The organism is Bradyrhizobium sp. USDA 4341 (assembly GCF_054063755.1).
Genome location: NZ_JBSSGO010000002.1, coordinates 8,773,553 through 8,796,988 on the forward strand (window position 1 = coordinate 8,773,553; position 23,436 = coordinate 8,796,988).

General features: G+C 64.2%; 22 protein-coding genes. 7 read left to right on the forward strand and 15 right to left on the reverse strand.

Annotation, left to right across the window (positions count from 1 at the left end; genetic code table 11):
- Positions 1 to 35: 35 nt before the first annotated feature.
- Positions 36 to 962, reverse strand: a complete 927-nt coding sequence (gene ispH, locus ACVIGB_RS46840; RefSeq protein WP_456724158.1) for a 4-hydroxy-3-methylbut-2-enyl diphosphate reductase — start codon at positions 960 to 962, stop codon at positions 36 to 38.
- Between the two features lie 453 nt (positions 963 to 1,415).
- On the opposite strand from ispH, the gene hpnN reads away from it, so the two are divergent.
- Positions 1,416 to 4,031: a hopanoid transporter HpnN gene (hpnN, locus tag ACVIGB_RS46845; RefSeq protein WP_456724157.1), complete on the forward strand. Its 2,616-nt coding sequence runs from the start codon at positions 1,416 to 1,418 to the stop codon at positions 4,029 to 4,031.
- 123 nt (positions 4,032 to 4,154) lie between these two features.
- On the opposite strand, the gene ACVIGB_RS46850 is transcribed toward hpnN, so the two are convergent.
- On the reverse strand, positions 4,155 to 4,811 hold the full coding sequence (locus ACVIGB_RS46850; protein WP_456724156.1) for a DUF2147 domain-containing protein: 657 nt from the start codon (positions 4,809 to 4,811) through the stop codon (positions 4,155 to 4,157).
- Between the two features lie 102 nt (positions 4,812 to 4,913).
- On the opposite strand from ACVIGB_RS46850, the gene hpnO reads away from it, so the two are divergent.
- Positions 4,914 to 6,305, forward strand: coding sequence for an aminobacteriohopanetriol synthase HpnO (gene hpnO, locus ACVIGB_RS46855; protein ID WP_456724155.1), 1,392 nt, complete (start codon positions 4,914 to 4,916; stop codon positions 6,303 to 6,305).
- Between the two features lie 212 nt (positions 6,306 to 6,517).
- Here the strand turns inward: hpnO and ACVIGB_RS46860 are convergent, their stop codons facing one another.
- The 4 genes from ACVIGB_RS46860 to ACVIGB_RS46875 form a co-directional block, all read right to left on the reverse strand.
- Complete coding sequence (locus ACVIGB_RS46860; protein ID WP_092125125.1) at positions 6,518 to 7,282, reverse strand: anti-sigma factor family protein; 765 nt, start codon at positions 7,280 to 7,282, stop codon at positions 6,518 to 6,520.
- Positions 7,279 to 7,836 (reverse strand): sigma-70 family RNA polymerase sigma factor, encoded by a 558-nt coding sequence (locus tag ACVIGB_RS46865; protein ID WP_092125126.1) that lies wholly within the window; start codon positions 7,834 to 7,836, stop codon positions 7,279 to 7,281. Before ACVIGB_RS46865 ends, ACVIGB_RS46860 begins: the two co-directional genes overlap by 4 nt.
- Positions 7,837 to 7,930: 94 nt before the next feature.
- Complete coding sequence (locus ACVIGB_RS46870; RefSeq protein ID WP_024579453.1) at positions 7,931 to 8,254, reverse strand: cupredoxin domain-containing protein; 324 nt, start codon at positions 8,252 to 8,254, stop codon at positions 7,931 to 7,933.
- A 12-nt stretch (positions 8,255 to 8,266) separates the two neighbouring features.
- A complete protein-coding gene (locus ACVIGB_RS46875) occupies positions 8,267 to 9,220 on the reverse strand; it encodes a metallophosphoesterase family protein (protein ID WP_176532574.1) in 954 nt (317 codons plus the stop codon).
- 252 nt (positions 9,221 to 9,472) lie between these two features.
- Here ACVIGB_RS46875 and ACVIGB_RS46880 point away from each other — a divergent pair, with 252 nt between their 5' ends.
- Positions 9,473 to 9,880: a GFA family protein gene (locus tag ACVIGB_RS46880; RefSeq protein WP_456724154.1), complete on the forward strand. Its 408-nt coding sequence runs from the start codon at positions 9,473 to 9,475 to the stop codon at positions 9,878 to 9,880.
- A 108-nt stretch (positions 9,881 to 9,988) separates the two neighbouring features.
- Here ACVIGB_RS46880 and ACVIGB_RS46885 read toward each other — a convergent pair whose 3' ends face one another.
- The 6 genes from ACVIGB_RS46885 to ACVIGB_RS46910 form a co-directional block, all read right to left on the reverse strand.
- The gene (locus tag ACVIGB_RS46885) at positions 9,989 to 10,255 is read right to left on the reverse strand and encodes a hypothetical protein (protein WP_456724153.1); all 267 of its coding nucleotides are present in this window, start codon (positions 10,253 to 10,255) and stop codon (positions 9,989 to 9,991) included.
- A gap of 87 nt (positions 10,256 to 10,342) precedes the next feature.
- Positions 10,343 to 11,245, reverse strand: a complete 903-nt coding sequence (locus ACVIGB_RS46890; protein WP_456725262.1) for an alpha/beta fold hydrolase — start codon at positions 11,243 to 11,245, stop codon at positions 10,343 to 10,345.
- Positions 11,246 to 11,252: 7 nt separating this feature from the next.
- Positions 11,253 to 12,872, reverse strand: coding sequence for a GMC family oxidoreductase (locus ACVIGB_RS46895; protein ID WP_456724152.1), 1,620 nt, complete (start codon positions 12,870 to 12,872; stop codon positions 11,253 to 11,255).
- Between the two features lie 197 nt (positions 12,873 to 13,069).
- Positions 13,070 to 14,377 carry an MFS transporter gene (locus tag ACVIGB_RS46900; RefSeq protein WP_456724151.1) on the reverse strand — a complete coding sequence of 436 codons (1,308 nt, stop codon included), beginning with the start codon at positions 14,375 to 14,377 and terminating at the stop codon, positions 13,070 to 13,072.
- Between the two features lie 247 nt (positions 14,378 to 14,624).
- Positions 14,625 to 15,074 (reverse strand): MaoC family dehydratase, encoded by a 450-nt coding sequence (locus ACVIGB_RS46905; RefSeq protein WP_456724150.1) that lies wholly within the window; start codon positions 15,072 to 15,074, stop codon positions 14,625 to 14,627.
- Between the two features lie 11 nt (positions 15,075 to 15,085).
- Complete coding sequence (locus ACVIGB_RS46910; RefSeq protein WP_092125132.1) at positions 15,086 to 15,577, reverse strand: MaoC family dehydratase; 492 nt, start codon at positions 15,575 to 15,577, stop codon at positions 15,086 to 15,088.
- A gap of 169 nt (positions 15,578 to 15,746) precedes the next feature.
- On the opposite strand from ACVIGB_RS46910, the gene ACVIGB_RS46915 reads away from it, so the two are divergent.
- From ACVIGB_RS46915 to ACVIGB_RS46925, 3 genes are all read left to right on the forward strand, one after another.
- The gene (locus tag ACVIGB_RS46915) at positions 15,747 to 16,517 is read left to right on the forward strand and encodes an IclR family transcriptional regulator domain-containing protein (RefSeq protein WP_092125133.1); all 771 of its coding nucleotides are present in this window, start codon (positions 15,747 to 15,749) and stop codon (positions 16,515 to 16,517) included.
- A 127-nt stretch (positions 16,518 to 16,644) separates the two neighbouring features.
- Entirely contained in the window at positions 16,645 to 17,982 is a 1,338-nt protein-coding gene (locus tag ACVIGB_RS46920; RefSeq protein WP_456724149.1) for an amidohydrolase, read from the forward strand.
- A gap of 153 nt (positions 17,983 to 18,135) precedes the next feature.
- Positions 18,136 to 18,714, forward strand: coding sequence for a pyridoxamine 5'-phosphate oxidase family protein (locus ACVIGB_RS46925; protein WP_456724148.1), 579 nt, complete (start codon positions 18,136 to 18,138; stop codon positions 18,712 to 18,714).
- A 120-nt stretch (positions 18,715 to 18,834) separates the two neighbouring features.
- On the opposite strand, the gene ACVIGB_RS46930 is transcribed toward ACVIGB_RS46925, so the two are convergent.
- Positions 18,835 to 19,260, reverse strand: a complete 426-nt coding sequence (locus ACVIGB_RS46930) for a hypothetical protein (RefSeq protein WP_092125136.1) — start codon at positions 19,258 to 19,260, stop codon at positions 18,835 to 18,837.
- A 278-nt stretch (positions 19,261 to 19,538) separates the two neighbouring features.
- Between ACVIGB_RS46930 and ACVIGB_RS46935 the strand changes: the two genes are divergently transcribed.
- Positions 19,539 to 20,711: a M20 aminoacylase family protein gene (locus ACVIGB_RS46935; RefSeq protein WP_456724147.1), complete on the forward strand. Its 1,173-nt coding sequence runs from the start codon at positions 19,539 to 19,541 to the stop codon at positions 20,709 to 20,711.
- 324 nt (positions 20,712 to 21,035) lie between these two features.
- Here ACVIGB_RS46935 and dapD read toward each other — a convergent pair whose 3' ends face one another.
- Both dapD and ACVIGB_RS46945 read right to left on the reverse strand, forming a co-directional pair.
- Positions 21,036 to 22,013: a 2,3,4,5-tetrahydropyridine-2,6-dicarboxylate N-succinyltransferase gene (gene dapD / locus ACVIGB_RS46940; protein WP_456724146.1), complete on the reverse strand. Its 978-nt coding sequence runs from the start codon at positions 22,011 to 22,013 to the stop codon at positions 21,036 to 21,038.
- A gap of 207 nt (positions 22,014 to 22,220) precedes the next feature.
- Positions 22,221 to 23,402, reverse strand: coding sequence for a cytochrome P450 (locus ACVIGB_RS46945; protein WP_456724145.1), 1,182 nt, complete (start codon positions 23,400 to 23,402; stop codon positions 22,221 to 22,223).
- Positions 23,403 to 23,436 lie beyond the last annotated feature (34 nt).

Sequence of the window (23,436 nt, forward strand, 5' to 3'; positions counted from 1 at the left end):
TCTTTCTGCACTTATCAAAGGGAAGTGGGTTCAGATCAGCCCGCAGTCAGTTCGGCCGGCAGCCGGAATTCGATATTCTCTTCGCGGCCCGGAACGACCGAGACCGACACCGGTCCGATGCGCCGCAGGGCCTCGATGACATCGTCGACCAAAACCTCAGGTGCCGATGCACCCGCCGTAATGCCGACGGCCTTCGCATCCTTCAGCCAATCCGGGTTGAGCTCGCTCCCATCGGCAATGAGATAACTCGCGACACCAACCTCGGTGCCGATCTCACGAAGCCTGTTCGAGTTGGAACTATTGGCGGCCCCCACCACCAAAATGACGTCCACCAGCTTACTCAGGTCCCTTACCGCAGATTGGCGGTTCTGTGTCGCATAGCAGATATCCCTGATGTCCGGGCCTTGAATATCTGTAAATTTTGCCTGAAGAGCCGCGATGATGTCCCTGGTGTCGTCCACGGACAGGGTGGTCTGGGTGATGTAGGCGACCGGGGCGTCGGTCGGCAGCCGCAATTCCGCCACATCCTGAACGTTCTGGACCAGCAGGACCGGCCCCGGAACCTGCCCCATGGTTCCCTCGACCTCGGGATGGCCGGCATGCCCGATCAGGATCAGGGCGCGGCCCCTCGAGATATAGCGCTTGCCCTGGTTGTGGACCTTGGTGACGAGCGGGCAGGTGGCATTGAGCACGGGCAGGTCGCGGGCCTCCGCCTCCTCCTCGACGCTCCTGGCGACGCCATGGGCGCTGAAGACGGTCACCGCCTTGGCCGGCACTTCCGACAGGTCCTCGACGAAGATCGCGCCCTTCTTCTTCAGGCTTTCGACCACGAATTTGTTGTGAACGATCTCGTGGCGGACGTAGACCGGCGGGCCATACTTCTGCAGCGCGCGTTCGACGATTTCGATCGCGCGCACAACGCCCGCGCAAAAGCCGCGCGGCTGGGCAAGAAACACTTCCATAGGTCGTCCGTTACGCAAATTGCACCAATCTCATTCCATGCCCTGCGGCCTTTTCGGCAACGCACTCCACGCGGTCGGACGCCGCAACTTCAGCTGCAATGTCCGCACCATCTCAGGTCCTGCACGTGATCCGCGCCCTCAAGGGCATGGAAATACAGGGATTTGTGGCAAAAAGGTAGCGCTTCGAGCGGATGAGTAGCCAGTCAAGTGAGGGGATTGAGGTAACATGGTGTGGATTTCGGGTCCTGCGACCGTCCGTCTCCCTCACTTGTTCGTCACTTTATCGCCCACTCCTGCGGTCTATACCGGCGACTCGTGGCCGTTCCTGTGGTTTGGAACCTCCTCGCCATCTCGTCGGGGAGGATAACCAAAACAACATTAGATCGGTCCCCGGAACTCCGCTACAGAGCGGACGTTTTCGGCCATGCTTCCCAGAGATTAGAAAGAAACGAAGTGCTGACAAATATTGTCGTCTCCGTTGTTAGGACCTGTACGCGTTTTGCCCTTCCGGTTGTCATTCTCTCGGTGCTGCTGTCGATCGGCGCCGGCTTCTATACGGCTCGCAACTTCTCGATCAACACCGACATCAACAAGCTGATCTCGCCGGATCTGGATTGGCGCAAGCGCGACAACCAGTTCGAGGAAGCCTTTGATCGCGAGCGGCTGATCCTGGCTGTCGTCGAGGCCGCGACGCCCGAACTGACCAGCTCGGCCGCGAAGGCGCTCACCGCGAAGCTGCAAGCCGACAAGAAGAACTTCGAGGCGATCACCGCGCTCGGCTCCGGCGAATTCTTCGAGAAGAACGGCTTGCTGTTCCTGCCGACCGAAGAGGTCGGCAAGGTCACGGGCCAGCTCGAATCGGCCGCACCCCTGATCGAGATCATGGCCGGCGACCCTTCAATTCGCGGGCTGACCGGTGCGCTCGAGACCGGCCTTGCCGGCGTCAAGCGCGGACAGGTCAAGCTCGACAACGCCGCTCCGCCCTTCAACCTGATCTCCGAGACCGTCGAGACCGTCCTCGCCAAGGGCAATGCGACCTTCTCCTGGCGTGAGCTCACCAGCGACAAGCCGCTGACCGATTCGGACAAGCGCGCCTTCATCGAGATCAAGCCGATCATCGACTATTCGGCGCTGGAGCCGGGCAAGGACGCAACCGATGCGATCCGGCAGGCGGCGGCCGACCTGAAATTTCTGACCGAGTATCACGCGCGCGTCCGCCTGACCGGACCCGTGCCGATCGCCAATGAGGAATACGCCACCGTGCAGGACGGCGCGATCCGCAACGGCATCGGCACCGTGGTGATCGTGTTGATCATCCTCTGGCTGGCGCTGCATTCCGGCAAGATCATCTTCGCGGTGTTCGTGAACCTGTTCATCGGTCTTGCCCTCACCACGGCGGTCGGCCTGATGATGGTCGGATCGCTGAACCTGCTTTCGATCGCCTTCGCGGTGCTGTTCGTTGGTCTCGGCGTCGACTTCGGCATCCAGTTCAGCGTCCGCTACCGCTCCGAGCGTTACAAGAACGACAATCTGACGCTGGCGCTGGAAAACGCCGCGCGCCGCTCGGCGGTGCCGCTGTCGCTCGCGGCGATGGCGACCGCGGCGGGCTTCCTGTGCTTCCTGCCGACCGACTACAAGGGCATCTCCGAACTCGGCAAGATCGCCGGCGCCGGCATGCTGGTGGCCTTCATCACCAGCATCACGGTGCTGCCGGCGCTGCTCGACCTGCTCAATCCGCCTGGAGAGAAGGAGCCGGTCGGCTACGCCTTCCTGGCGCCGCTCGATCACTTCCTCGAAAAGCATCGCGTCCCGATCATCGTCGGCACGATCCTGGTCACGGTCGCGGGCCTGCCGCTGCTGCACTACATGAAGTTCGACTTCAACCCGATCAATCTGCGCAACAAGCACGCGGAATCGATCGCGACCTTCCTCGACCTGAGAAACGATCCGAACACCGGCGCCAACGCCATCAACGTGATGACGCGCTCGGAGGCCGACGCCAAGAAGATCGAGGCCAAGCTCGAGAAGCTGCCGGAAGTGTCGCGCGTGATGTCGCTCGACAGCTTCGTGCCTGATGATCAGCCGGCCAAGCTGAAGCTGATCGCGCAGGCCGCCAAGACGCTCGGCCCCGCGCTCAACCCCGACTCGGTCGATCAGGCGCCGTCGGATCAGGAGAATGTCGAGTCGCTGAAGAGCTCGGTCGACAACCTGCGCAGGACCGCGGGCGACGGCAAGGGGGCGGGCGCGGTTGCCGCGCGCCGGCTCGCCGACGCCCTGCAGAAGCTGGCCGATTCGAACCAGGCCATCCGCGATAAGGCACAGGACGTCTTCGTCGCGCCGATGAAGATCGTATTCGATCAGCTCCGCAACACGCTGCAGGCCCAGACCGTCACGCTGCAGAACCTGCCGCCGGAACTGGTCGAGAGCTGGAGGACCAAGGACGGCCTGATGCGTGTCGAGGTCGAGCCGAAGGGCGATCCCAACGACAACGACAATCTGCGCCGCTTTGCCGACGCCGTGCTCGCCGCCGAGCCGACCGCGATCGGCGGGCCGGTCTCGATCCTGAAGTCGGGCGATGTCATCGTGAATGCGTTCATCCACGCCGGCATCCTGGCGCTGGTCACGATCGGCCTGTTGCTGTGGCTGACGCTGCGCCGCGTCGTCGACGTGCTGATGACGCTGGTGCCGCTCCTGGTCGCCGGCATCGTCACGCTGGAGATCTGCGTGCTGATCGGGCTGCCGCTCAACTTCGCCAACATCGTCGCGCTGCCGCTGCTGCTCGGCGTCGGCGTCGCGTTCAAGATCTACTATGTCACGGCATGGCGGCAGGGCAGGACAAACCTGCTGCAGTCGAGCCTGACGCGTGCGATCTTTTTCAGCGCGCTGACTACGGCGACCGCGTTCGGCAGCCTGTGGCTGTCCAGCCATCCCGGCACCGCGAGCATGGGCAAGCTGCTCGCGCTCTCGCTCGTCACCACGCTCGCGGCAGTGTTGCTGTTCCAGCCGGCGCTGATGGGCAAGCCACGCGAGGCCCTCAAGGAGGAGGATATCGCCAACGACGTCACCTGACGCGCAGGCGATCGGGCTTGGCGGCAACGTGCCGCCGAGCCCTAAATTCAGGCACGCGTCAACGTCTCGAAACAGCCAGCATGCTCGCGCGCGACCGCGTGCGGCGCCGCCAGCTGGCCTCTGCTAATGTGTCGGTCGTGCGATGTCGGGGAGCAGGCAGATATCACCCACGACGTCAGCCGACGCGTTGGCGGAGCCGGGGGCAGTGGCTGCCTGCTTTTGTCCCGGCTTGGTGGCAGGCGCCACGGCGCCGGTGGTCTTCTGCGGCACTGCTGATTTGGGCAGGGCTCCCTTCGCTGCAGGGCTGCCCGCGGCAGGCGGGTTGCCGGCGACGCTGACCGGGATCGGCGGACCAACGCGGGTCCAGGTCTCGCCGCCACACAGGAAGCCGAGCACGCAGCCCTGGATCTCGAGCTGATCGGTGCCGACGGGCTTGATGGTCGAGCTGTAGAGCTGGCCGTCCTTCGCGTTGTAGACTTGGCCTTCCCACGCGTCGGCGCCGGCCTTCTTCTTCATGTCGATCAGGATCGGCATGCCGAGCGTCGGCCTGCTTTGCTTCGCCGGATCAGGATTGTTCTTATCCTTGCCGCCGGGGGTTTTTTCCCACGACACCGCACCCCACATGCTGCCATTACACTGGGCGACGCGGATGGTGGCGACACCATCTGCGACCTTCCAGTCGCCGGTCGGGTCCGCTGCAAGCGCCGGTGATAATACGGTGGCCAAAAATAAACCTGAAAAGGCTATTGTACGCGCGAAAGTTCTTGGGCAGTGCAACATGGTCCAAACCTGTGCTTAAGTAGACGATCCGAGCGGGGGTCAAAACGCCGCTAGCGAGCGTTTTAAGTTGACGAGATGGCCATCAACCGACGTATGTAACGAATGGTAAGTTCCAATTTAGACGTTTCCGAGATTTTTGTGGAGCGCGAGGGGCAGCGCGGTGCCATGCACACGCGTCACCTCAACGAGCAGCTCGTTCGCGTCCTCAAGACCATTGGCTATGACGTCGGCTTCCAGAAGGGGCAAGGCCAATACCTCTTCGATCGTCAGGGGGCTCGTTACCTCGATCTATTGAGCGGATTTGGCGTTTTTGCGATTGGCCGCAATCATCCGGACCTGCGCAAGGCGCTGAAGAGCGTGCTAGACGCCGATCTGCCGAATCTGGTGCAGCTCGACGTCTCGACGCTCGCCGGCGTGCTCGCGGAACGGCTTCTGGAATATGTTCCATATCTGGACAAGGTGTTTTTCGCCAATTCCGGTGCCGAAACCGTCGAAGCGGCGATCAAGTTCGCGCGTGGCGCCACCGGCCGTCCGGGCATCGTCTATTGCGGGCATTCGTTCCACGGGTTGTCCTACGGCGCGCTGTCGCTGACCGATGATTCGAATTTCCGCAGCGGCTTCGAGCCGCTGCTGCCGGGCTGCACCCCGATTCCCTACAATGATCTCGAGGCGCTGGAAAAGGCGCTGTCGTCGCGCCAGGTTGCCGCGTTCATCGTCGAGCCGATCCAGGGCAAGGGCGTCAATATGCCCACCGACGAGTTCCTGCCCGGCGCGCTGGCGCTGTGCCGCAAATATGGCACGCTGTTCATCGCCGACGAGATTCAGACCGGCATCGGCCGTACCGGCAAGTTCCTTGCGATCGAGCACTGGGGCATCGAGCCCGACATGGTGCTGCTGGCGAAGGCGCTCTCCGGCGGTCACGTGCCGATCGGCGCGCTGCTGACGCGCAAGAGCATCTTCGACAAGATCTTCAACCAGATGGACCGCGCGGTCGTGCATGGCTCGACCTTCGCCAAGAACGATCTCGCGATGGCCGCCGGCATCGCCACGCTCGATGTCATCAAGGCAGAGAAGCTCGTCGAGAACGCCGCCAAACGCGGCGCCGAGCTGCGCCTTGCGCTGACGCGCATGGTGCCCGGCTACGAGTTGATGAAGGAAGTCCGCGGCAAGGGCCTGATGATCGGGGTCGAGTTCGGTCCGCCGAAATCGCTGCGGCTCAAGGCGTCGTGGAATCTGCTGGAGACCGCCAACAAGGGCCTGTTCTGCCAGTTGATCACGGTGCCGCTGTTCAAGGATCACAAGATCCTGACCCAGGTCGCCGGCCACGGCCTCCACACCATCAAGCTGCTGCCGCCGCTCATGATCACCGAACAGGACTGCAGCTGGATCGAGAAGTCGTTCGACGAGGTGATCGCCGGCAGCCACAAGGTGCCCGGCGCGATCTGGTCGCTCGGCAAGACGCTGGTCGACAACGCGGTGCGCAAGTCGGCGTAGGCTCGAACCCGTCGCCCGGATGAAGCGAAGCGAAATCCGGGGTTCTCGATCCTTGTGAGACCGTTCCCGGATTGCGCTGCGCTCCATCCGCGCTACGAAGCAGCCTCATCCGTCATTGCGGGCGAAGCGAAGCAATCCATCGCGACAGACGGAGATAGCGATTGCTTCGTCGCTGTCGCTACTCGCAATGACGGTCGGCCAAGGGAGGCATCTCACCCCTCCTTGTTCGCGCGCATCGCGCCCTCGAACTTGTCGCCGAACTCCGTCAGTTCGTCGGCGCCGAGATCGCTGACGGCCCAGTAGTTCAGGCCGCGGTCGCTCCAGCGGCGAATGTTGAAACCTTGCAGCGTCGAGATCTTCGCGGACTTCCGTTCGGTGCTCGCGGTCTGCGCCACGAACAGGTTGATGACGTGCTGGCGCCGCTTGTAGACCACGGCGCCGATCTCGCGGGCGTTGACGTAGTCGAGCCGGCCGCCGATCAAGGTAAAGCCCTGCGCGGTGAGATCGATCACCGGCGGCGAGACGTCGAGCTTGCCGTTGAACCAGGGCTTGACCGTATGCTGATCGGTCGAGACCACGTCGATCAGGTGGCCGGCCTGCAGCGAGCGCAGATGCGCCGACACCACCTCGTTCTCGATGCGCTGCTCGTCGTCATTGCGGAGCACGATCGCGACGAGGCCGGTTGCGGCCATCGCCGACACGGCGGAGCCCATCGCGAAGCCGCGCAGCACCGAGCGCCGGGTCGGCGCCGCCTGCGGTTGCGGCAACGCCTTCTCGATCTTGCGGCGCAGCTCGAGCGGTGCCTTGTAGCGCACGTCGCTCTCGGCGATCGCCTGACGGATCTCCTGATATTCCTTCATCAGGGCGGCGCAATGCGCGCAACCCTCGATATGGGCTTCCACTTCGCGCGCATGGCCGGCATCGAGTTCGCCGTCGATCAGCGCGTGGACCAGCACTTCGGCTTCCTCGCAATTCATTTCACTTGCTCCTGTTCCGCGAGCCAGGCCGATCGCAGCATGGCGCGGGCGCGTGCGAGGCGGGACATCACGGTGCCGACAGGCACGGCGGCGACATCGGCGATCTCGCGGTAAGAAAGATTCTGGATTTCCCTGAGCACAAAGGTCTCGCGGAACGGCTCGGCGAGCGCCGCGACCAGCTTGCGCACGGTGTCGCCGTCGAAGCGACGCAGCAGCTGCTTTTCCGGCGTCTCCGGCGCCTCGTTCCACAGCGGGGCCTGATCGCCACCCTCGGGCAGCTCCTCGACCGCGGTGGGGGCGGTCTTGCGGCGGGCATATTCGGCGCGGCAGACATTGCGCAGGATCGCAAACAGCCACGGCTTCATCGCAGGTCCACGGTAGCTGTCGAAATGCTTGTAGGCGCGCAGATAGCATTCCTGCACCGCATCCTCGGCGTCGGCGGCATCGCGCAACAAATAGCGTGCCAGGGTATAGGCGTCGTCAAGGTACGGCAGCGCGGCTTCGCGGAAGCGCCGCGCCTTTTCGGGATCGTCTTGCGACGCTTTGACAACCATCGTGTCCTGCCCGGCATGTCGAGAGACGGCTTGTGCCCGGCCGGGGGCGGAGGGCCACCGGCCGGGCATGGCTGTGATTGTATGGGTGGTCACGTTACCCAACCTTGATACTGCCTGTCATGTGCGGATGCAGCGAGCAGAAATACTTGTACTCGCCGGGCTCCGTGAAGGTGAACGAGAAGGTGCCGTCGGTATCCATGGTCTTGGAGCGGAATTTTCCCGCACACACCACGGTGTGCGGGATGTCGTCGCGGTTGGTCCAGGTCACGGTGGTGCCGACCTTCACGTCGAGCGGGTTCGGCGCGAACGAGAAGTTGTCGATGTGGACCGCGACGTCTTCGGCGCGGGCCGCCGTGACAGGAAGCAGCATGGTCGCGACCACGGCTATACCGAAATCGCGTCGATTGATCGAACTCATCGGTCTCGTCCCTCAGCCCTGCAGCGGCGTGTCGATGATCGCCAGCGGCTGGCTGTTCTGCTTGAAGTTGATGCTGGCGACGCCGAGCATGCTGCGCAGCTTGGCATCCTCGACCTTCATCGGGCCGGGCGAGGGGGCCGCACCCGGCGCCGGCTGCGGGAAGGCCGTCGAACGCGCGGTGTGGAAGGTGACGTTGCCCTCGACCTTCTGCATCACCTGGTGGATGTGGCCGTTGAGCACGGTGACCGAGCCGAAGCCCTTGACGTACTCCAGTGCGCGGGCGCCGTCCTCGGTACCCCAGCCCCATTGCGGATAGACCGTCCACAGCGGGATGTGGGCGAACAGCACGATCGGGGTCGACTTCGAGCGGCCCTTGAGGTCGTTCTCGAGCCATTCCAGCTGCTCGTTGCCGAGATTGCCGAGGCCGCCGCCCTTGAGGTCGACGACGTTGACGAGGCCGACGAAATGCACGCCGCCGGCGTCGAAGGAGTAGTAGCCCGGACCCTTGGTGCCCTTGCCGTAGCGTTCCTTGTAGAGCTTGACCTCCTCGTCGATGAAGTCGTGCTCGCCCGGCACGTAATGCACGTCGAGCTTGGCCTGCGAGATGATGCGATCGGCGTCATCGAATTCGGACGCCTTCGACAGATGCGTGATGTCGCCGGTGTGGATCATGAACGACGGCTTGACCTGCATCGCCCGGACCTTGTTGATGGCCTCTTCAAGCGTGCCGATGGCGTTCGGGTTGGCCGGCTTGTCGAAGCCGACATGGCTGTCGCTGATCTGCATGAAGGTCATGCCGGTGGTCGCTTCGGCTGCGGCCGCCGAGCCGACGATGCCGAGCGAATGCGGCACGCCGCCGGTAACCGTCCAGAGGACGCCGGTGCCGGCCCAGGTCATGCATTCCAGCACCTTGCGTCGGCTGACGCCTTTCTCTTCATCGTGGTGGTCGTGATCGTGTCCGCTCATGGCAAGTCTCCCGTTGGGCCCAGGGATTTGGGTTTCCGGGAAGGTGATCGGCGGGCCTAAGGGTTTATTCCCGGGGCTTTGGAGGGGGTTGAGGGCCGGGATGACGATTTCGTGAGAGCCGGAAGGCCGGCCGCGACATGAGCAGACATACGGCCGGCGCGACAGGTGGACGCAAGGGCAAGATGCGCCATTGAAAGTTTGGGGCCTGCAACGCTATCGACCCGGCAAACCACTGATCGGTCGGAGGAAAACATGGCAGAGGTCACCGGCGGCTGTCACTGCGGAGAGATTCGTTACGAGGTGACCGGGGAACCGGTCGTCCATGCGCTGTGTCATTGCACCGATTGCCGGCGCCATGCCGGCGCGCCGATGGTCGGCTGGGTGATGGTCGCAGAAGGCATGGTCAAGGTGACCAAGGGGCAGCCCAGCATCTACCGGTCCTCCGAGCATGGCCGGCGGCAATTCTGCGCGAACTGCGGCACCGGGCTTTTCTACACCAATGGCAATATGTTGCCCGGGTTCATCGACATCCAGAGCGGCACCTATGACGATCCCGATGCGGTGCCGGCCACCATGCATATCCAGGTCGCGGAACGGCTGCGCTGGATGGAAGCGGCGCATGAGCTGCCGACCGTCGAGCGCTTTCCGTCGCCGGAATGAGCGCTGGCCGACCGATGCAGCGGCGCTGATGCGCGCTGCAACATGGCGATGCCCCGCAACATAGATGAACAACCGCAACAAAGCTGTCTTGCAGCCGTCAGCATAATGTCAGCGCTCCTGCATAAGAATGGCGGACTTCACTCGCCACACCGGGAGATCTTCATGAGCGACCACGCAGGCGTTGACCATCATCACAAGGCAGCTGAGCACCACGAGCACGCGGCGCGTCATCACCGCGAAGCCGCCAAGCACCACGAAGCCGGCGATCACCACAAGGCGGCGCATCACGCGCACAGCGCCCATGGTCACGCCAGCCATGCCCAGCACCACCACACCGAGGCGAGCCGGCTTCACGCCGAGCACCACGGCGAACACTAATAAACGTTCCAGTACTGCGTGAGTGGCTTCCGCCGTCCCCCGCAAGGGGACGGCGATTTCTTTTGGCGGGCGCTTTGGCTGGTGCTATCCGGCTTGTGCGTCAAACGCCCTGAGCGCCGCAACCATCAACTCCGGCGCCTCCTGCGCCACGCAATGCCCGACGTTCTCGAACGTCCAGCGGCTGGCGTGCGGGATCAGGGCGGCGGCGCGATCGGCCATCTCCTTGTAGACCGGCCATGACTGCTCAGCCGTGGCGATGCAGACCGGGCAGGCGATGTCGGAGAACCACGGGAACGGATTGCCGCGCGCATCGCCGGTGTAGATCTGCTCCATGGCCTGGAAGATCGGCCCAAGCAGCGCCGACTCGATTTCCGGCGTGCAGCGTAGCTGCATGCGGCCGTCGTCGAGCTGTGCAAAACCGTGATGGACATAGGCCCACAGCGACGGCTCGGTCCACGGCGCGAACGCCGGCGCGGTGCGCAATCGCTGGAACAGATCGTCGGCATTGTCGAATTCGGCCCGGCGGCGCAGCACGCCCTGCACCGATGCGCGCGCGATCTCGCTCAGGCCGCCGGTCCGCGGCGCGCGCGGATCCATCGCGGTCGGCTCCGTCACGAACAGCCGCGCGAAGCGGTCCGGCATCAGCTTCGTAGCGAGCATCAGGTCGGTCGCGCCGGCGCTGTGACCGATGCCGTAAATGCTCTGAAGGTCGAGGCGCTCGACCACCATGCGGACATCGTCGGCGAAATCCTGGAACTGATAGCGGTCGGCCGGCGGCTTGTGGCTCAGGCCATGGCCGCGGCGGTCGAGCGCATAGACGGTGTAGTCGGCGGCCAGCGCTTCGGCGACCTCGGTCCACACTTCGGCGACAAAGCCGGTGCCGTGCAGCAGCAGCGCCGGCGGCTTGCCGGAGGCCGGCTCGCCCCATCGTGCCAGCGCGATCTGCGCGCCGGCATTGCCAACGAGAATCCGCTGCGGCTGCGTCATCGGCTGTTTATCGCGCATCCTGCAGGATCATCGCCGCGGCCTTCTCGGCGATCATCGCGGTCGGCGTGTTGGTGTTGCCGGAGGTGATGGTCGGCATCACGGAGGCATCCGCGATGCGCAGGCCGTTGAGGCCGTAGAAGCGCAGGCGCTCGTCGACCACGGCCATCGGATCGTTGGCCGTTCCCATCTTCGCGGTGCCGACGGGGTGGAAGATCGTGGTGCCGATATCGCCGGCGGCCTTGGCGAGCGAGGCGTCGTCATCGCCGACCGAGGGGCCGGGCAGGAATTCCTCGGGGTGATATTTCTCCAGCGCCTTCTGCTTCATCAGTCTGCGCGTGGTGCGGATCGCGTCGGCTGCGACCTGGCGGTCATCCTCGGTCGAGAGGTAATTCGGCGCGATCGACGGCTTGTCGTCGGGCGCGGTCGAGCGGATCCGCACCGTGCCGCGCGAGGTCGGCTGCAGATTGCAGGCGCTCACCGTGATCGCGGGGAAGCGATGCAGCGGATCGCCGAACTTGTCGAGCGACAGCGGCTGCACGTGGAACTGGATGTTGGCGCGCGAGCGCGTCGCATCCGAGCGCGTGAAGATGCCGAGCTGCGACGGCGCCATGGTCAGCGGCCCGCGGCGACGGAACGCGTAATCGAGGCCCATCAGGCCGCGGCGCACGAGGTTGTAGTAGGTCTCGTTCAGCGTGCGCACGCCTGATACCTTGTAGATCGCGCGCTGCTGCAGATGGTCCTGCAGATTGTGGCCGATGCCCTGCACGTCAGCCACGATGTCGATGCCGAGCGGCGACAGCCATTCGGACGGGCCGATGCCGGAACGATGCAGCACCTGCGTGGTGCCGATCGAGCCGGCGCAGAGGATCACCTCGCCCTTGGCACGCGCCTCGACCGTCTCATTGCCCTGACGGAACAGCACGCCGGCGGCGCGGCCGCTCTCGATGATCAGGCGGTCGACCAGCACGTCGGTCTCGAGCCTGAGATTGCTGCGGTTCAGCACCGGCTTGAGGAAACCGCGCGCCGACGACCAGCGCCGCCCGCGCTTCTGGTTGACGTGGAAGTAGCTGGTGCCCTCATTGTCGCCGGTGTTGAAGTCGCCGATCCGCTTGATGCCCATCTCCTCGGCGGCATCGCCGACCGCATCGAGGACCTGCCACGACAGCCGCGGCGCTTCGATGCGCCAGCCGCCGCCTGTGCCATGATGCTCGCTTTCGCCGAGGAAGTGATCCTCCAGCCGCTTGAATGCCGGCAGCACGTCGCTGTAGCTCCACCCGGTGAGGCCGAGTTGGCGCCAGTGATCGTAGTCCGCGGCCTGGCCGCGCATCGAGATCATGGCGTTGATCGCCGACGAGCCGCCGATCACCTTGCCGCGCGGATAGGCGAGCGCGCGGCCGTTGAGGCCGGGCTCGGCCTCGGTCTTGAACATCCAGTCCGAGCGCGGATTGCCGATCGCGAAGAGGTAGCCGACCGGGATGTGAAACCAGATCCAGTTGTCCTTGCCGCCGGCTTCCAGCAGCAGCACGCGCTTCTTCGGATCGGCCGACAGGCGGTTGGCCATGATGCAGCCCGCCGTGCCTGCGCCGACGATAATGTAGTCGAAATCACCTTCGAGCCTTCGCGGCATGTCCTCGTTCCCGGCAAGCGTCTCTTGTTGACGTCCTTCTATAGCGTTTTCGAGCGAAGTGGAGCCCGGTTCGCGTGAAGAAAACGCGTCAATACAAGAAAATAGAACTCGGTTCTGACAGAGTCAGAATCGAGTTCTATCCAGACGCAGCCGGTCGAGACAAGTCCGCGCGACGGTACCGGGCGCGCGCTGGATGATCAGGGACGGCTGGGTTCGGCGAGTGTGACCTCGGGTCCGGGCCGCGGCACACAGAGGATCAGCGTCAGCATACCGATCGCGAGCACGGCGCCGACCAGGGCGAGCGGTGTGTAGATGCTCCCGGTCGCGACATTCATCCAGCCGATCAGGGCAGGGCAGACCGCGCCGCCGAACGAGCCGATCGCGCTGATCAGCGCGATGCCGCCCGCCGCGGCGCTGCCTTCCAGCATCGCGTTCGGAATGGTCCAGAACAGGGAGAGAATCGCGAAGATGCCGATCGAGGCGATGGCGAGCAGCGTTACGGTCAAGAGGATGCTGCCTTGTGCGGCCTGCAAGGCGATGAAGCACGCCGCCGCGACGAGGCCGCAGCAGACCACGTGCCAGCGCCGTTCCCGTGTGCGATCGGAGCTGTAGCCGATCGCTACCATGCCGATGGCCGACGCGACCGAGATCGCGCCGCTCAGCCAGCCGATCTCGGTGGTGGTCGCCACGCCGACGCGCTTGAGCAGCGTCGGCGTCCACAACAGGATGGTGTTGAGCGAACAGAAGAACGCGAAATAGATAAAGGACAACAGATAGACGCGCGGCTCGCGCAGTGCGGCCGCGAAGCTGCTTGTCGTATTAGGGGCGGCGGCGCGATCGCGGGCGCGATCGCTTGCGACCTGCCGTCGCTCGTCGGCGCTGAGCCAGTTCGCGGCCTGTGGCCCGTCGGCGAGATAAGGATACGCGGCGACGCCGAGCAGCACGGCTGGAACGCCTTCGAGGATGAACAGCCACTGCCAGCCATGCAGGCCATGGACGCCCTGCATGTGATCCATGATCAGGCCCGACAGCGGCCCCGCGATGACGCCGCCGAGCGGCACCGCCATCACGAACAGGCTGGTCATGCGGCCGCGCACGCGATCCGGAAACCACAGCGTCAGGTAGTACAGGATGCCGGGGAAGAAGCCGCCCTCGGCGGCGCCGAGCAGGAAGCGCAGCAGGTAGAGGTGATACTGGTTCTGCACCAGCGCGAGCAGCACGGTCACGGTGCCCCACAGCACCATGATCCGCAGCAGGGTCTTGCGGACGCCGATCCTGACCAGCAGCAGGTTGCTCGGCACTTCGAGCGCGACATAGCCGACCGAGAAGATGCCGGCGGCAAGCCCGAACACAGCGTCATCGATGTCGAGGTCGTGCAGGAATTGCAGCTTGGCAAAGCCGATGTTGAAACGATCGATGATCGCCACCGTGTAGCACGCCAGCAGGAACGGGATCAGGCGCCGGGCGATCCGTCCATAGAGCCGCGATTGGGCCGCATCCTGCATGAAAGTCTCCTCTGTGATTATTTTGATTTGTTGGACGGACGGCGCCGCGAAGCAGCCGCGCTCCCTCGCCCCGTTCTTACGGGGAGAGGGTTGGGGTGAGGGGCTGTCTCCGCATAGCCAGAGAGAGCTACGCCCGCGGAAGCTCCCCCTCACCCGGATCGCATTCCGCTGCGCTGCATGCGATCCGACCTCTCGCCGCAGGCGGGGCGAGGTAAGGGAGCCCGTTGCAATGGTGGAGCGCGTCCCGCTAACCCGCTTTCGCGTTCGGAAACTCCAGCATCGCTTCGCCGGCTGCGACCGTCTCGCCGCGCTGGTTCTGCACGGCGACGTCGACCAGCACCCAGCGCGACTTGGCGGTTGTCTGCTTCGCCTTGATGGTGCCGGCGGGGCGGATCGTGTCGCCGGGCTTCACCGGCTTCAGCCAGCGCGTCTCGAGCCGTCGGTGGATCGCGCCGGCAGGCAGAGCCCAGTCGGTCAGCATGCGCGAGATCAGGCCGAAATTGTTCATGCCATGCATGATGATGCCGCCGAAATTGGTCTTGCCGAAATCGCCCTTCATGTAGTTGTCGTCGAGATGCAGCGGGTTGTAGTCGAGCGATGCATCGCAGAACAGGCGGATCGATTCGCGCGAGACGGCGAAGGCGGGGCCGTCGATGGTGTCGCCGGCCTTGAGAGCATCGAAATTCGCTATAGTCATCGTGATCCTCCTTACATCGGACGGATGGTCTGGCCGCGACCCGAGCAGATCACGTCGCCATGCTGGTTGAAGAAGACGTTGTCGTGCACCACGAACAGCCGCTCGCGCTTGATGAACTTGTCGAGCGCGCGGGCCTGCAGGGTGATGGTGTCGCCGGGGCGGGCAGGGATGTTGTAGCTCCACGACTGCCCGGCATTGACGGTGCCCGGCGAGCGCATCCAATCGTCCGCCGGGGTGCAGGCGAACATCAAGAGGATGTGGATCGCGGGCGGAGCGATGAGCCCGCCATAGGGCCCGGCCTTCGCGGCCGCCTCATCGAGATAGAGCGGATTGGTCTCGCCGACCGCCCGGCAGTACAGCGCGATCGCCTCCTGGGTGAGCAGATAGGGCAGCGTCTTGCGCGGCTCGCCGGGGACGATGTCGTCCCACACCTTGCGCAGCTTCGCGTCCTTCCAGAAATCGGTTTCGAACGGGGTGGCCGCAGAACTTTCTGCTTGCGCCATCGAGGATCCTCCTGCTATTCAGTTCGCCAGGCGAACAGTTCATTCGCTGTGTGAATTGACGCTAGCGCGGTCGGGAGCCCCTGACAAGCGGGCAGCGCCGCGTCATGTGCAGGCAGCCATGCGGGCCGCGATGTGATGAGCAGAACGACAGCCCGAACCAGATGACGCCATGAGCAAAGAGAGTGACGGCTTCGTGCGCGCGATCGCGCGCGGTTTCTCGATCATCGAGGCGCTCGGCAAGCCGCCGGGGCGGCACACGCTGGCGGAGGCCGCCGACACCGCCGGTCTCAACCGCGCCACCGCACGCCGCATCCTCGCGACCCTGGTGGCGCTGAAATATTGCGCCTCGGATGGACGCTATTTCAGCTTGCGGCCGCGCGCGCTCGGGCTGGGCCTGTCCTATCTCAACGCGCTGCCCTATTGGGCGCATGCGCAGCGCGCGCTGGAGAATTTGCGCAACGAGATCGGCGAGTCCTGCGCGATGGCGGTGCTCGATGAGGACGAGATCGTTTATGCGCTGCGTCTGCCTGCGCGGCGGATTCTGTCGGCCAATCTCGGCGTCGGCAGCCGGCTGCCCGCGCATCTGGTGTCGCTCGGCCGCGTCATGCTCGCGGCGCTCCCGCCAGGCACCCGCGAGGCTTATCTTGCGACCGGCGGCTTCAAGCAGGTCACGCCGCGCACCGTGACCGATCCGGAGCGTCTCGGCGAATTGCTCGCGCGGGTCGAGAGCGACGGCTACGCCTGGGTCGATGGCGAGCTCGATCCCGCGATCTGCGGCATCGCCGTGCCGCTGCGCGACCCGGCCGGCGCGGTGGTCGCGGCGCTCAGCGTCAACACGATCTCCGGCACGGTCAGCGAGGCCGGCGCGCGCAAGAAATTTCTGCTGCCGCTGCGCCGCACCGCACAGGAGATCCGCAGCCAGATGCTCACCTCGGGCTAGGCGCGCGCACGCTCATCAGTCATTGTTTCCCGTCACCTTGCCTGCTTAAATCGCGCAGCCGAGCCTGCCTTGGCGCTGTAATGGCCACACGGGATACAACATCTGGATTTCAGCTGGAGTGATTGCCATGACCAGGGTTCTTCTCACGCTGCTTGCGTCCGCCGCGCTCTGCGCTTCATTGCCGCTGCGAGCCCATGCTGAACTCGATGTCGCCGCGCTGAAGGGCGCCATCGAGAAGTCGGTCGAGGCGGACTACCCGAAACTCGACGCGCTCTACAAGGACCTTCACGCCCATCCCGAGATTGCGTTTCAGGAGGAGAAGACCGCGGCCAAGCTGGCTGCCGAGATGCGGGCGCTGGGCTTCGAGGTGACGGAGCACGTCGGCAAGACCGGGCTGGTCGCGATCTACAGGAACGGCGAGGGCCCCACCATCATGGTGCGCACCGAGCTCGATGCGCTGCCGATGGAAGAGAAGACCGGCCTTCCCTATGCCAGCCACGACAAGACCACATGGCAGGGACGGGAAACCTTCGTCGCCCACAGCTGCGGCCACGACATCCACATGGCGAGCTGGGTGGGTGCGGCCAAGACGCTGGTCGGCCTGAAAGACCAATGGCACGGCACGCTGATGTTCATCGCCCAGCCGGCTGAAGAGATCGTGGCGGGCGCCAAGGCGATGCTGGCGGATGGTCTGTTCACGAAATTTCCAAAGCCGAATTTCGGCTTCGCCTTGCACGATGGCCCGTTCGCCTACGGAACGCTGCGCTATCGCGTCGGGATCGGCTCATCCGCCGCCGATGGCCTCTACATCAAATTCCGCGGCCGCGGCGGGCACGGCGCGGTACCGCAGGCGACCATCGATCCCGTGATGATGGCCGCGCGCTTCGTCGTCGACGTTCAGAGCGTGATCAGCCGCGAAAAGGACCCGACCGAATTCGGCGTGGTCAGCATCGGCGCGATTCACGGCGGCACCGCGTCGAACATCATTCCTGACGATGTGGTGCTGCTCGGCACCATTCGCACCTTCAAGCCCGAGGTGCGCGCCAAAATGCTTGCAGGCATCGAGCGGACGGCGAAGGCGGTCGCCGCCATGTCGAATGCGCCGGAGCCTGAGATCAACCTCGCCGAAGGGACCAAGGCCGTGATCAACGATCCCGACGTGGTCGGCACGGCGGAAAAGGTGCTGAAGGCGGCGTTTGGCGACAAGTTCGCAACCTCGCCGCCCGGCACGCCCAGCGAGGATTATTCGGAATTCGTCAGTGCCGGGGTGCCATCGATGTTCTTCAACATCGGTGTCTACGAGCCGGAGCGCGTCGCCGCGGCCCGAGCGGGCAACGGCCCGCCATTGCCGACCAATCACTCGCCGCTGTTCGCGCCGGTACCGGAGCCGACCATCAAGACCGGTGTCGAGGCCATGACGCTTGCCGTGTTGAGCGCGTTCGACCGGCAGGCGCGGGGAAATTAGCCGTCTGCGGCCGGGCGCGCCCAGCAGATTCTGCTGCCGCTGCGCCGCATATTCTCGCCGTGCCAAAACTTGCAGATCGGTTGCTGAACTTGCTGGAGGATTCTTGTGGCAGACCCAATCCGCGCCCCTTTCTACCACGACGGAATGCGTGAGATGCAGGACCGCTTCGACGGCCGTCGTGTCGCCGACGGCCTCGAGAAGCATCGCCTCCACTTCGAATTCTGGGAACAGGAGCGCAAGCTCATCGAGGAGACGCGCTTCTTTTTCATCGCGACGAGCTATCAGGATAACGTCGATTGTTCGATGCGTTGTGGCGATCCCGGCTTCGTGAAGATCACCGGGCCCGACACGCTTGAATACCCCGAGTATGACGGCAACAACATGTACCGCACACTCGGCAATATTCACCGCAACCCGAACGTCGGGTTGCTGTTTGTGCGCCTCGACGGCAAGACGTTTCGCGCGCGCATTCGAGGCAAGGCAACGATCCACGACGGTGCGGAAACGCTTGCCCGGCATCATGGTGCGAAGCTTGTCGTCAGCGTCAAATGCGAAATCTTTCCGAATTGCCCGCGCTACATTCCGGACATGATGAGCGCGTCAGCGGATATGCCGGCGAATCCGTTCGTTCCTCGGCCCGGCTACGAGCCGCCCGCACCGGAGTGGAAGAGCCGGGATTACCTCAAAGACGTACTTTCGAAATACGATCCGCATCGGAAACGCGACGCATAGCGAGCAGGCTCGTGGCGAGAACGGATATTGCTCTGCACCGCGCTTCGCGGGCAAAGCGGACGCGGCTTCCAATCTTACGCGCCCCAAGCGGATATGGGATCGGCGGAGCAACACACCCGATCAAGGCAGCGGCGCCATATAGGGAATGCTGCCGACCAGAACGAACACCTGAACCGCATTGCACAGCATGCCGCCCCAATGCAGCCGGCGCAGCCGCCGCACCGCGGTGGGATCGCCAAGGTCTCTCGCGTTTGCCTCGGCATCGAGCCGCCGCAGGAACCATCGGCGCGCCAGCACCGCGAACGCCGCGATCAAGGCGATGCCAAGCGCGACGGCCGGCCGACCCGCCGCGGCAAAGGCGAGCGTCCCGATCACACCCGAGACCGTCAGCACCAGGAAGTAGGCATTGAACATGCCGCGCAGCAGGCGGGTGACGGGCGGGACGTCGAGCTTCACGAGCAGGAACGCGGGGGCCGCGAGCAGGAAGTAGCCCATCGGCACCAGCAGGATGATGGTGGAGAACAAGACCGCTTGATCCGGGGTCATGCAGCCGCGCCCTTCTTTGAAGACTGGAGGATTTCGGTGCGGAAACCTGAAGTAGTATCCGCATGAGATATCCGCGGCACTATTGGGCTTTGGTCGGATGCGATCCCGTCGGGCCAGACATTGGCGAACGGACGAGGCCACTCGGCCCCACGTCCCGGAACATTCGGCGTGCCATTTTCGAAGCAGGGCCCAGGCCAGAGGCATGCCACATCTGTTGGGTGGACCGGCTCTTGCATGCTAGACAGGACTTACGTCCAACCTCTGAGGCCAGAATTCTCATGCCCATCGTCAACCGCGTCGCCGATCTGCAACCCGATATCCAGGCCTGGCGCCGCAACATCCATGAAAACCCCGAACTGCTGTATGACGTGCACCGCACTGCATCATTCGTGGCCGACCGGCTGCGGGAATTTGGCTGCGACGAGGTCGTGACCGGGCTCGGCAAGACTGGCGTGGTCGGGGTCATCAAGGGCAAGAAAGGGGCGGCCAAGGGCGACGTCAAGGTGATCGGCCTGCGCGCCGACATGGACGCGCTGCCGATCCACGAGGAAACCAACCTGCCTTACGCCTCGAAGACGCCGGGCAAGATGCATGCCTGCGGCCACGACGGCCACACCGCGATGCTGCTCGGCGCGGCACGCTATCTCGCCGAGACGCGCAATTTCGCCGGCGATGCGGTCGTGATCTTCCAGCCGGCCGAGGAGGGTGGGGCCGGCGCGGCCGCCATGATCAAGGACGGCCTGATGGACCGCTTCGGCGTCCAGCAAGTTTACGGCATGCACAACGGTCCGGGGATTCCGATCGGCTCGTTCGCGATCCGCTCTGGCCCGATCATGGCGTCCACCGACGAGGTCAATATCAACATCGAGGGGCTCGGCGGCCACGCCGCTCGGCCGCATAAGTGCATCGATTCGGTGATGGTCGGCGCGCAACTGATCACCGCGCTGCAGTCGATCGTGTCGCGCAGCGTCGATCCGCTCGACTCCGCCGTGATCTCGATCTGCGAATTCCACGCCGGCAATGCCCGCAACGTGATTCCGCAGACCGCGGTATTGCGCGGCACCGTCCGCACCCTGACCCCGGAGGTCCGGCAATTGATCGAGAAGCGCATCGGTGAAGTGGTCAAGGGCGTCGCCCAACTGACCGGCGCCCGGATCGATCTCGACTACAAGCGCGGCTATCCCGTTACCGTCAACCACGCATCGCAGACCGAATTCGCGACCCGCATCGCCAGGGAAGTGGCCGGCGACGGCAACGTACATCCGATGCCGCCGCTGATGGGCGGCGAGGATTTTTCGTACATGCTGGAAGCGCGGCCCGGCGCCTTCATCTTCTGCGGCAACGGCGACAGCGCCGGCCTGCATCACCCCGCCTATAATTTCAACGACGAGGCGATCGTCTACGGCACCTCGTATTTCGTGAAGATCGTGGAGGACGCGCTGGCGGCGTGATCTTTGCTGTTGGTCGCTGCGCTACCTCTCAATCGTCATCGCCTGCGACAAACGCGAAGCGTTTGCGCAAGGGAGCGCAGCGACGAAGCAATCCATGCTTCAGCGAGCAAAGAGATGGATTGCTTCGCGGAGCCTGTCATCGGGCGCGCGTTCGCGCGACCCGTTGGCTGGCAATGACGAACCAGTGCGCGTACTCACAAGTTCTCATGATGTCCGCTTCGCTCCGCTAACGGCCGCTTTTGTGCAGCAGCAAATGACGCGAGGCGCAGAAGGCGACGTCGCTGACGCGCCACATGTCGCCGGCGACGTCTTCGAGTGAGCTGCCTAGCCGTGAAGTTGCGAGTTGAGGCCGTCCCAATTTGGTGTGCGTCTGGTTGCCTCGAGAGCGCCGCTCTGCGAATTGCGACGAAAAAGAAGGCCCTTCTGGCTTGAGAGTTCTTTGGCTTTCAGCACTCGGCCATCTTCCAAAAGGATGCGCGCGCCTGCCGTGACATAACAGCCCGCCTCGACGATACAATCGTCACCCAATGAAATGCCGATACCGGCGTTGGCGCCGATCAGGCAGCGTTCACCAACTGTAATCCGCTCTTTCCCTCCTCCGGACAGAGTGCCCATGATCGACGCTCCGCCACCAACGTCGCTGCCGCTTCCCACAACCACACCGGCACTTATCCGGCCTTCGACCATGCAGGGACCGAGCGTGCCTGCATTAAAATTGCAGAAGCCTTCATGCATGACGGTCGTGCCCGGCGCCAAGTAGGCTCCGAGCCTTACGCGATCCGCATCTGCAATTCTCACGTCCGCAGGCGTCACATAGTCGGTCATGCGCGGAAACTTATCGACGCCTGTCACCTCAAACGCGAGGGCGCGCGTTCGTGCAATGAGTCGTGCGTCCGGTACACGAGAGCATTCACAGGGACCGAGGGTCGTCCAGGCAACGTTGGGTAACTGACTGAATATTCCATCAAGGTTCAGGCAATTCGGCTGAACGAGCCGGTGGCTCAGGAGATGGAGTCGAAGATATGCGTCGTGCACATCAGTTGGCGCAGATGCAAGGGAGCCAATTTCCGTACGGATTGGAACGATGTCGACATTGCGGACGTCGTCGTGTCGCGCATATCCGTCTGCCGACCCACCCAACGATCTGTTGATCTCGTCCTTCGTCAGCCGTACCGTTGCCGCCTTGCCGGCCTCCGCGACCAGGCGCAGCTGAAGAAACCAGGAATCCAACACGCGACCGTCAGCGGCAATCGTCGCAAATCCCTCGCCGCTCGCGCCCCTCCGCTCTATCGCCATTTGCATTGCTCTCACCACGACCCTGCACATAGTGCATACGCGAGTTCTCCTGGAATTGGCAACTTCTGCACGCTCAAACACGTCCGCTTTGGGCCATTTTCGACGGATTGAGCGGGGAGTCGACGGATGATGTCCGCTTCTGCCCGTAGGCCGGGGCCGGGCCGAGGGCGTTGCGTCTGGCTGCGGCCTAATGAGTCCGCGTCCTGGACGACCTCACGCATCCCATCGCACCGGCAGCGTCACCGGTCCGCGGAACACCCAACCGCGGACGACAGGCGGCGCCTCCGCGCGGAGGCGCAAATTGCGCAAGCGCGCGTACAGCATCGGCACCACGATCTTGCCGACCGTGAGCCGCGACACCCAGGTGCCGGCGCAGAAATGCGGTCCGGCGCCGAACGCCAGATGCGATTGCTTCGGTCGCGTCACGTCAAAACGATCGGGCTCGGCGAAGCGATTGCCGTCGCGGTTCGCCGCGCCGACGCAGAGCCCGATCTGAAGGCCCTCAGGCAGCGTGGTGCCGGAAAGATCGACATCGCGGGTGACGCGGCGCGGATACATGCCGATCGGCGAAATCCAGCGCACCGCTTCCTCGAGCGCAGCGGGCCATAGTTCCGGCTGCGCCAGCAGGCCGTCCTTCTGCGCCGGGTTTTGCAGCAGACCGAGCACGAGGGTCAGGATCGCATCGCGCGGCTCGTTCAGTCCGCCGCCGATGATCACCTTGATGTTGGCGCGGATGCCCTCGATCGGCATCGGCGGATCGGCGTTGACCATCGAGGACAGGATCGAGGGGTTGGGGTGGCTGCGGTGATCATCGAGCACCGCGTCGATCGCGGCGTCGACATCGGCGCTCGCCTGCATCGCCTTGCGCTCGATCCCGGCATCGGCAGCGTAATTGCCCGCGCCGTCGATCAGCGCCTGCGACCAGTCGGCCAGGGTCTGCCATGGCATCTCACGAAAACCGACCATCGCCATCAGGCTGCGCGAAGCCATCGGTGCGGCGAGCGCCCAGAACAGATCGGCCTCATCGGCAGCGGACAGGTCATCGATCAGCTCTTGCGCGATCGCGGTGAATTTCGGCGCCCAATACTCCTTGATCGTGGCCGGGCGGAACGAGGGCTCGATCGCCTTGCGGCCGATCGCGTGCTCGGCGCCGTCCTTGCGCATGAAGGTCGGCCCCATCACCTTGTTGACCAGCGAGGTCGGATTATCGGCCGAGTAGGTCGCCGGGTCACGCTCGATCCGCACGATGTCGTCGAAGCGCGTCACCAGCGTCAGCCTCGCAGGCTCGACGAACACCGCCGGCGCCTGCTCGCGCAGGCGGCGGAAGATCGGATAGGGGTCGTCGAGCAGATCCTGATACGCGATGTCGGTGACGACGGGCACGGTGCTGGTCATTGGTCCTCCCGGAGCGCTTTTGGCGAAGCCTAGC

What these genes read in the sequence shown, in the direction of transcription:
- ACVIGB_RS46895 (WP_456724152.1), bottom strand. Translation starts at nt 12,872, where the DNA reads ATGCCGCGAAGGCTCGAAGGTGATTTCGACTACATTATCGTCGGCGCA.
- ACVIGB_RS46925 (WP_456724148.1), top strand. Translation starts at nt 18,136, where the DNA reads ATGCAGGACCGCTTCGACGGCCGTCGTGTCGCCGACGGCCTCGAGAAG.
- ACVIGB_RS46860 (WP_092125125.1), bottom strand. Translation starts at nt 7,282, where the DNA reads ATGAATTGCGAGGAAGCCGAAGTGCTGGTCCACGCGCTGATCGACGGC.
- ACVIGB_RS46900 (WP_456724151.1), bottom strand. Translation starts at nt 14,377, where the DNA reads ATGCAGGATGCGGCCCAATCGCGGCTCTATGGACGGATCGCCCGGCGC.
- ACVIGB_RS46910 (WP_092125132.1), bottom strand. Translation starts at nt 15,577, where the DNA reads ATGGCGCAAGCAGAAAGTTCTGCGGCCACCCCGTTCGAAACCGATTTC.
- hpnO (WP_456724155.1), top strand. Translation starts at nt 4,914, where the DNA reads ATGGTAAGTTCCAATTTAGACGTTTCCGAGATTTTTGTGGAGCGCGAG.
- ACVIGB_RS46875 (WP_176532574.1), bottom strand. Translation starts at nt 9,220, where the DNA reads ATGAGCGGACACGATCACGACCACCACGATGAAGAGAAAGGCGTCAGC.
- ACVIGB_RS46870 (WP_024579453.1), bottom strand. Translation starts at nt 8,254, where the DNA reads ATGAGTTCGATCAATCGACGCGATTTCGGTATAGCCGTGGTCGCGACC.
- dapD (WP_456724146.1), bottom strand. Translation starts at nt 22,013, where the DNA reads ATGCAAATGGCGATAGAGCGGAGGGGCGCGAGCGGCGAGGGATTTGCG.
- ACVIGB_RS46865 (WP_092125126.1), bottom strand. Translation starts at nt 7,836, where the DNA reads ATGGTTGTCAAAGCGTCGCAAGACGATCCCGAAAAGGCGCGGCGCTTC.
- ACVIGB_RS46935 (WP_456724147.1), top strand. Translation starts at nt 19,539, where the DNA reads ATGCCCATCGTCAACCGCGTCGCCGATCTGCAACCCGATATCCAGGCC.
- ACVIGB_RS46850 (WP_456724156.1), bottom strand. Translation starts at nt 4,811, where the DNA reads ATGTTGCACTGCCCAAGAACTTTCGCGCGTACAATAGCCTTTTCAGGT.
- ACVIGB_RS46905 (WP_456724150.1), bottom strand. Translation starts at nt 15,074, where the DNA reads ATGACTATAGCGAATTTCGATGCTCTCAAGGCCGGCGACACCATCGAC.
- ispH (WP_456724158.1), bottom strand. Translation starts at nt 962, where the DNA reads ATGGAAGTGTTTCTTGCCCAGCCGCGCGGCTTTTGCGCGGGCGTTGTG.
- ACVIGB_RS46915 (WP_092125133.1), top strand. Translation starts at nt 15,747, where the DNA reads ATGAGCAAAGAGAGTGACGGCTTCGTGCGCGCGATCGCGCGCGGTTTC.
- ACVIGB_RS46920 (WP_456724149.1), top strand. Translation starts at nt 16,645, where the DNA reads ATGACCAGGGTTCTTCTCACGCTGCTTGCGTCCGCCGCGCTCTGCGCT.
- ACVIGB_RS46945 (WP_456724145.1), bottom strand. Translation starts at nt 23,402, where the DNA reads ATGACCAGCACCGTGCCCGTCGTCACCGACATCGCGTATCAGGATCTG.
- ACVIGB_RS46930 (WP_092125136.1), bottom strand. Translation starts at nt 19,260, where the DNA reads ATGACCCCGGATCAAGCGGTCTTGTTCTCCACCATCATCCTGCTGGTG.
- ACVIGB_RS46890 (WP_456725262.1), bottom strand. Translation starts at nt 11,245, where the DNA reads ATGACGCAGCCGCAGCGGATTCTCGTTGGCAATGCCGGCGCGCAGATC.
- ACVIGB_RS46880 (WP_456724154.1), top strand. Translation starts at nt 9,473, where the DNA reads ATGGCAGAGGTCACCGGCGGCTGTCACTGCGGAGAGATTCGTTACGAG.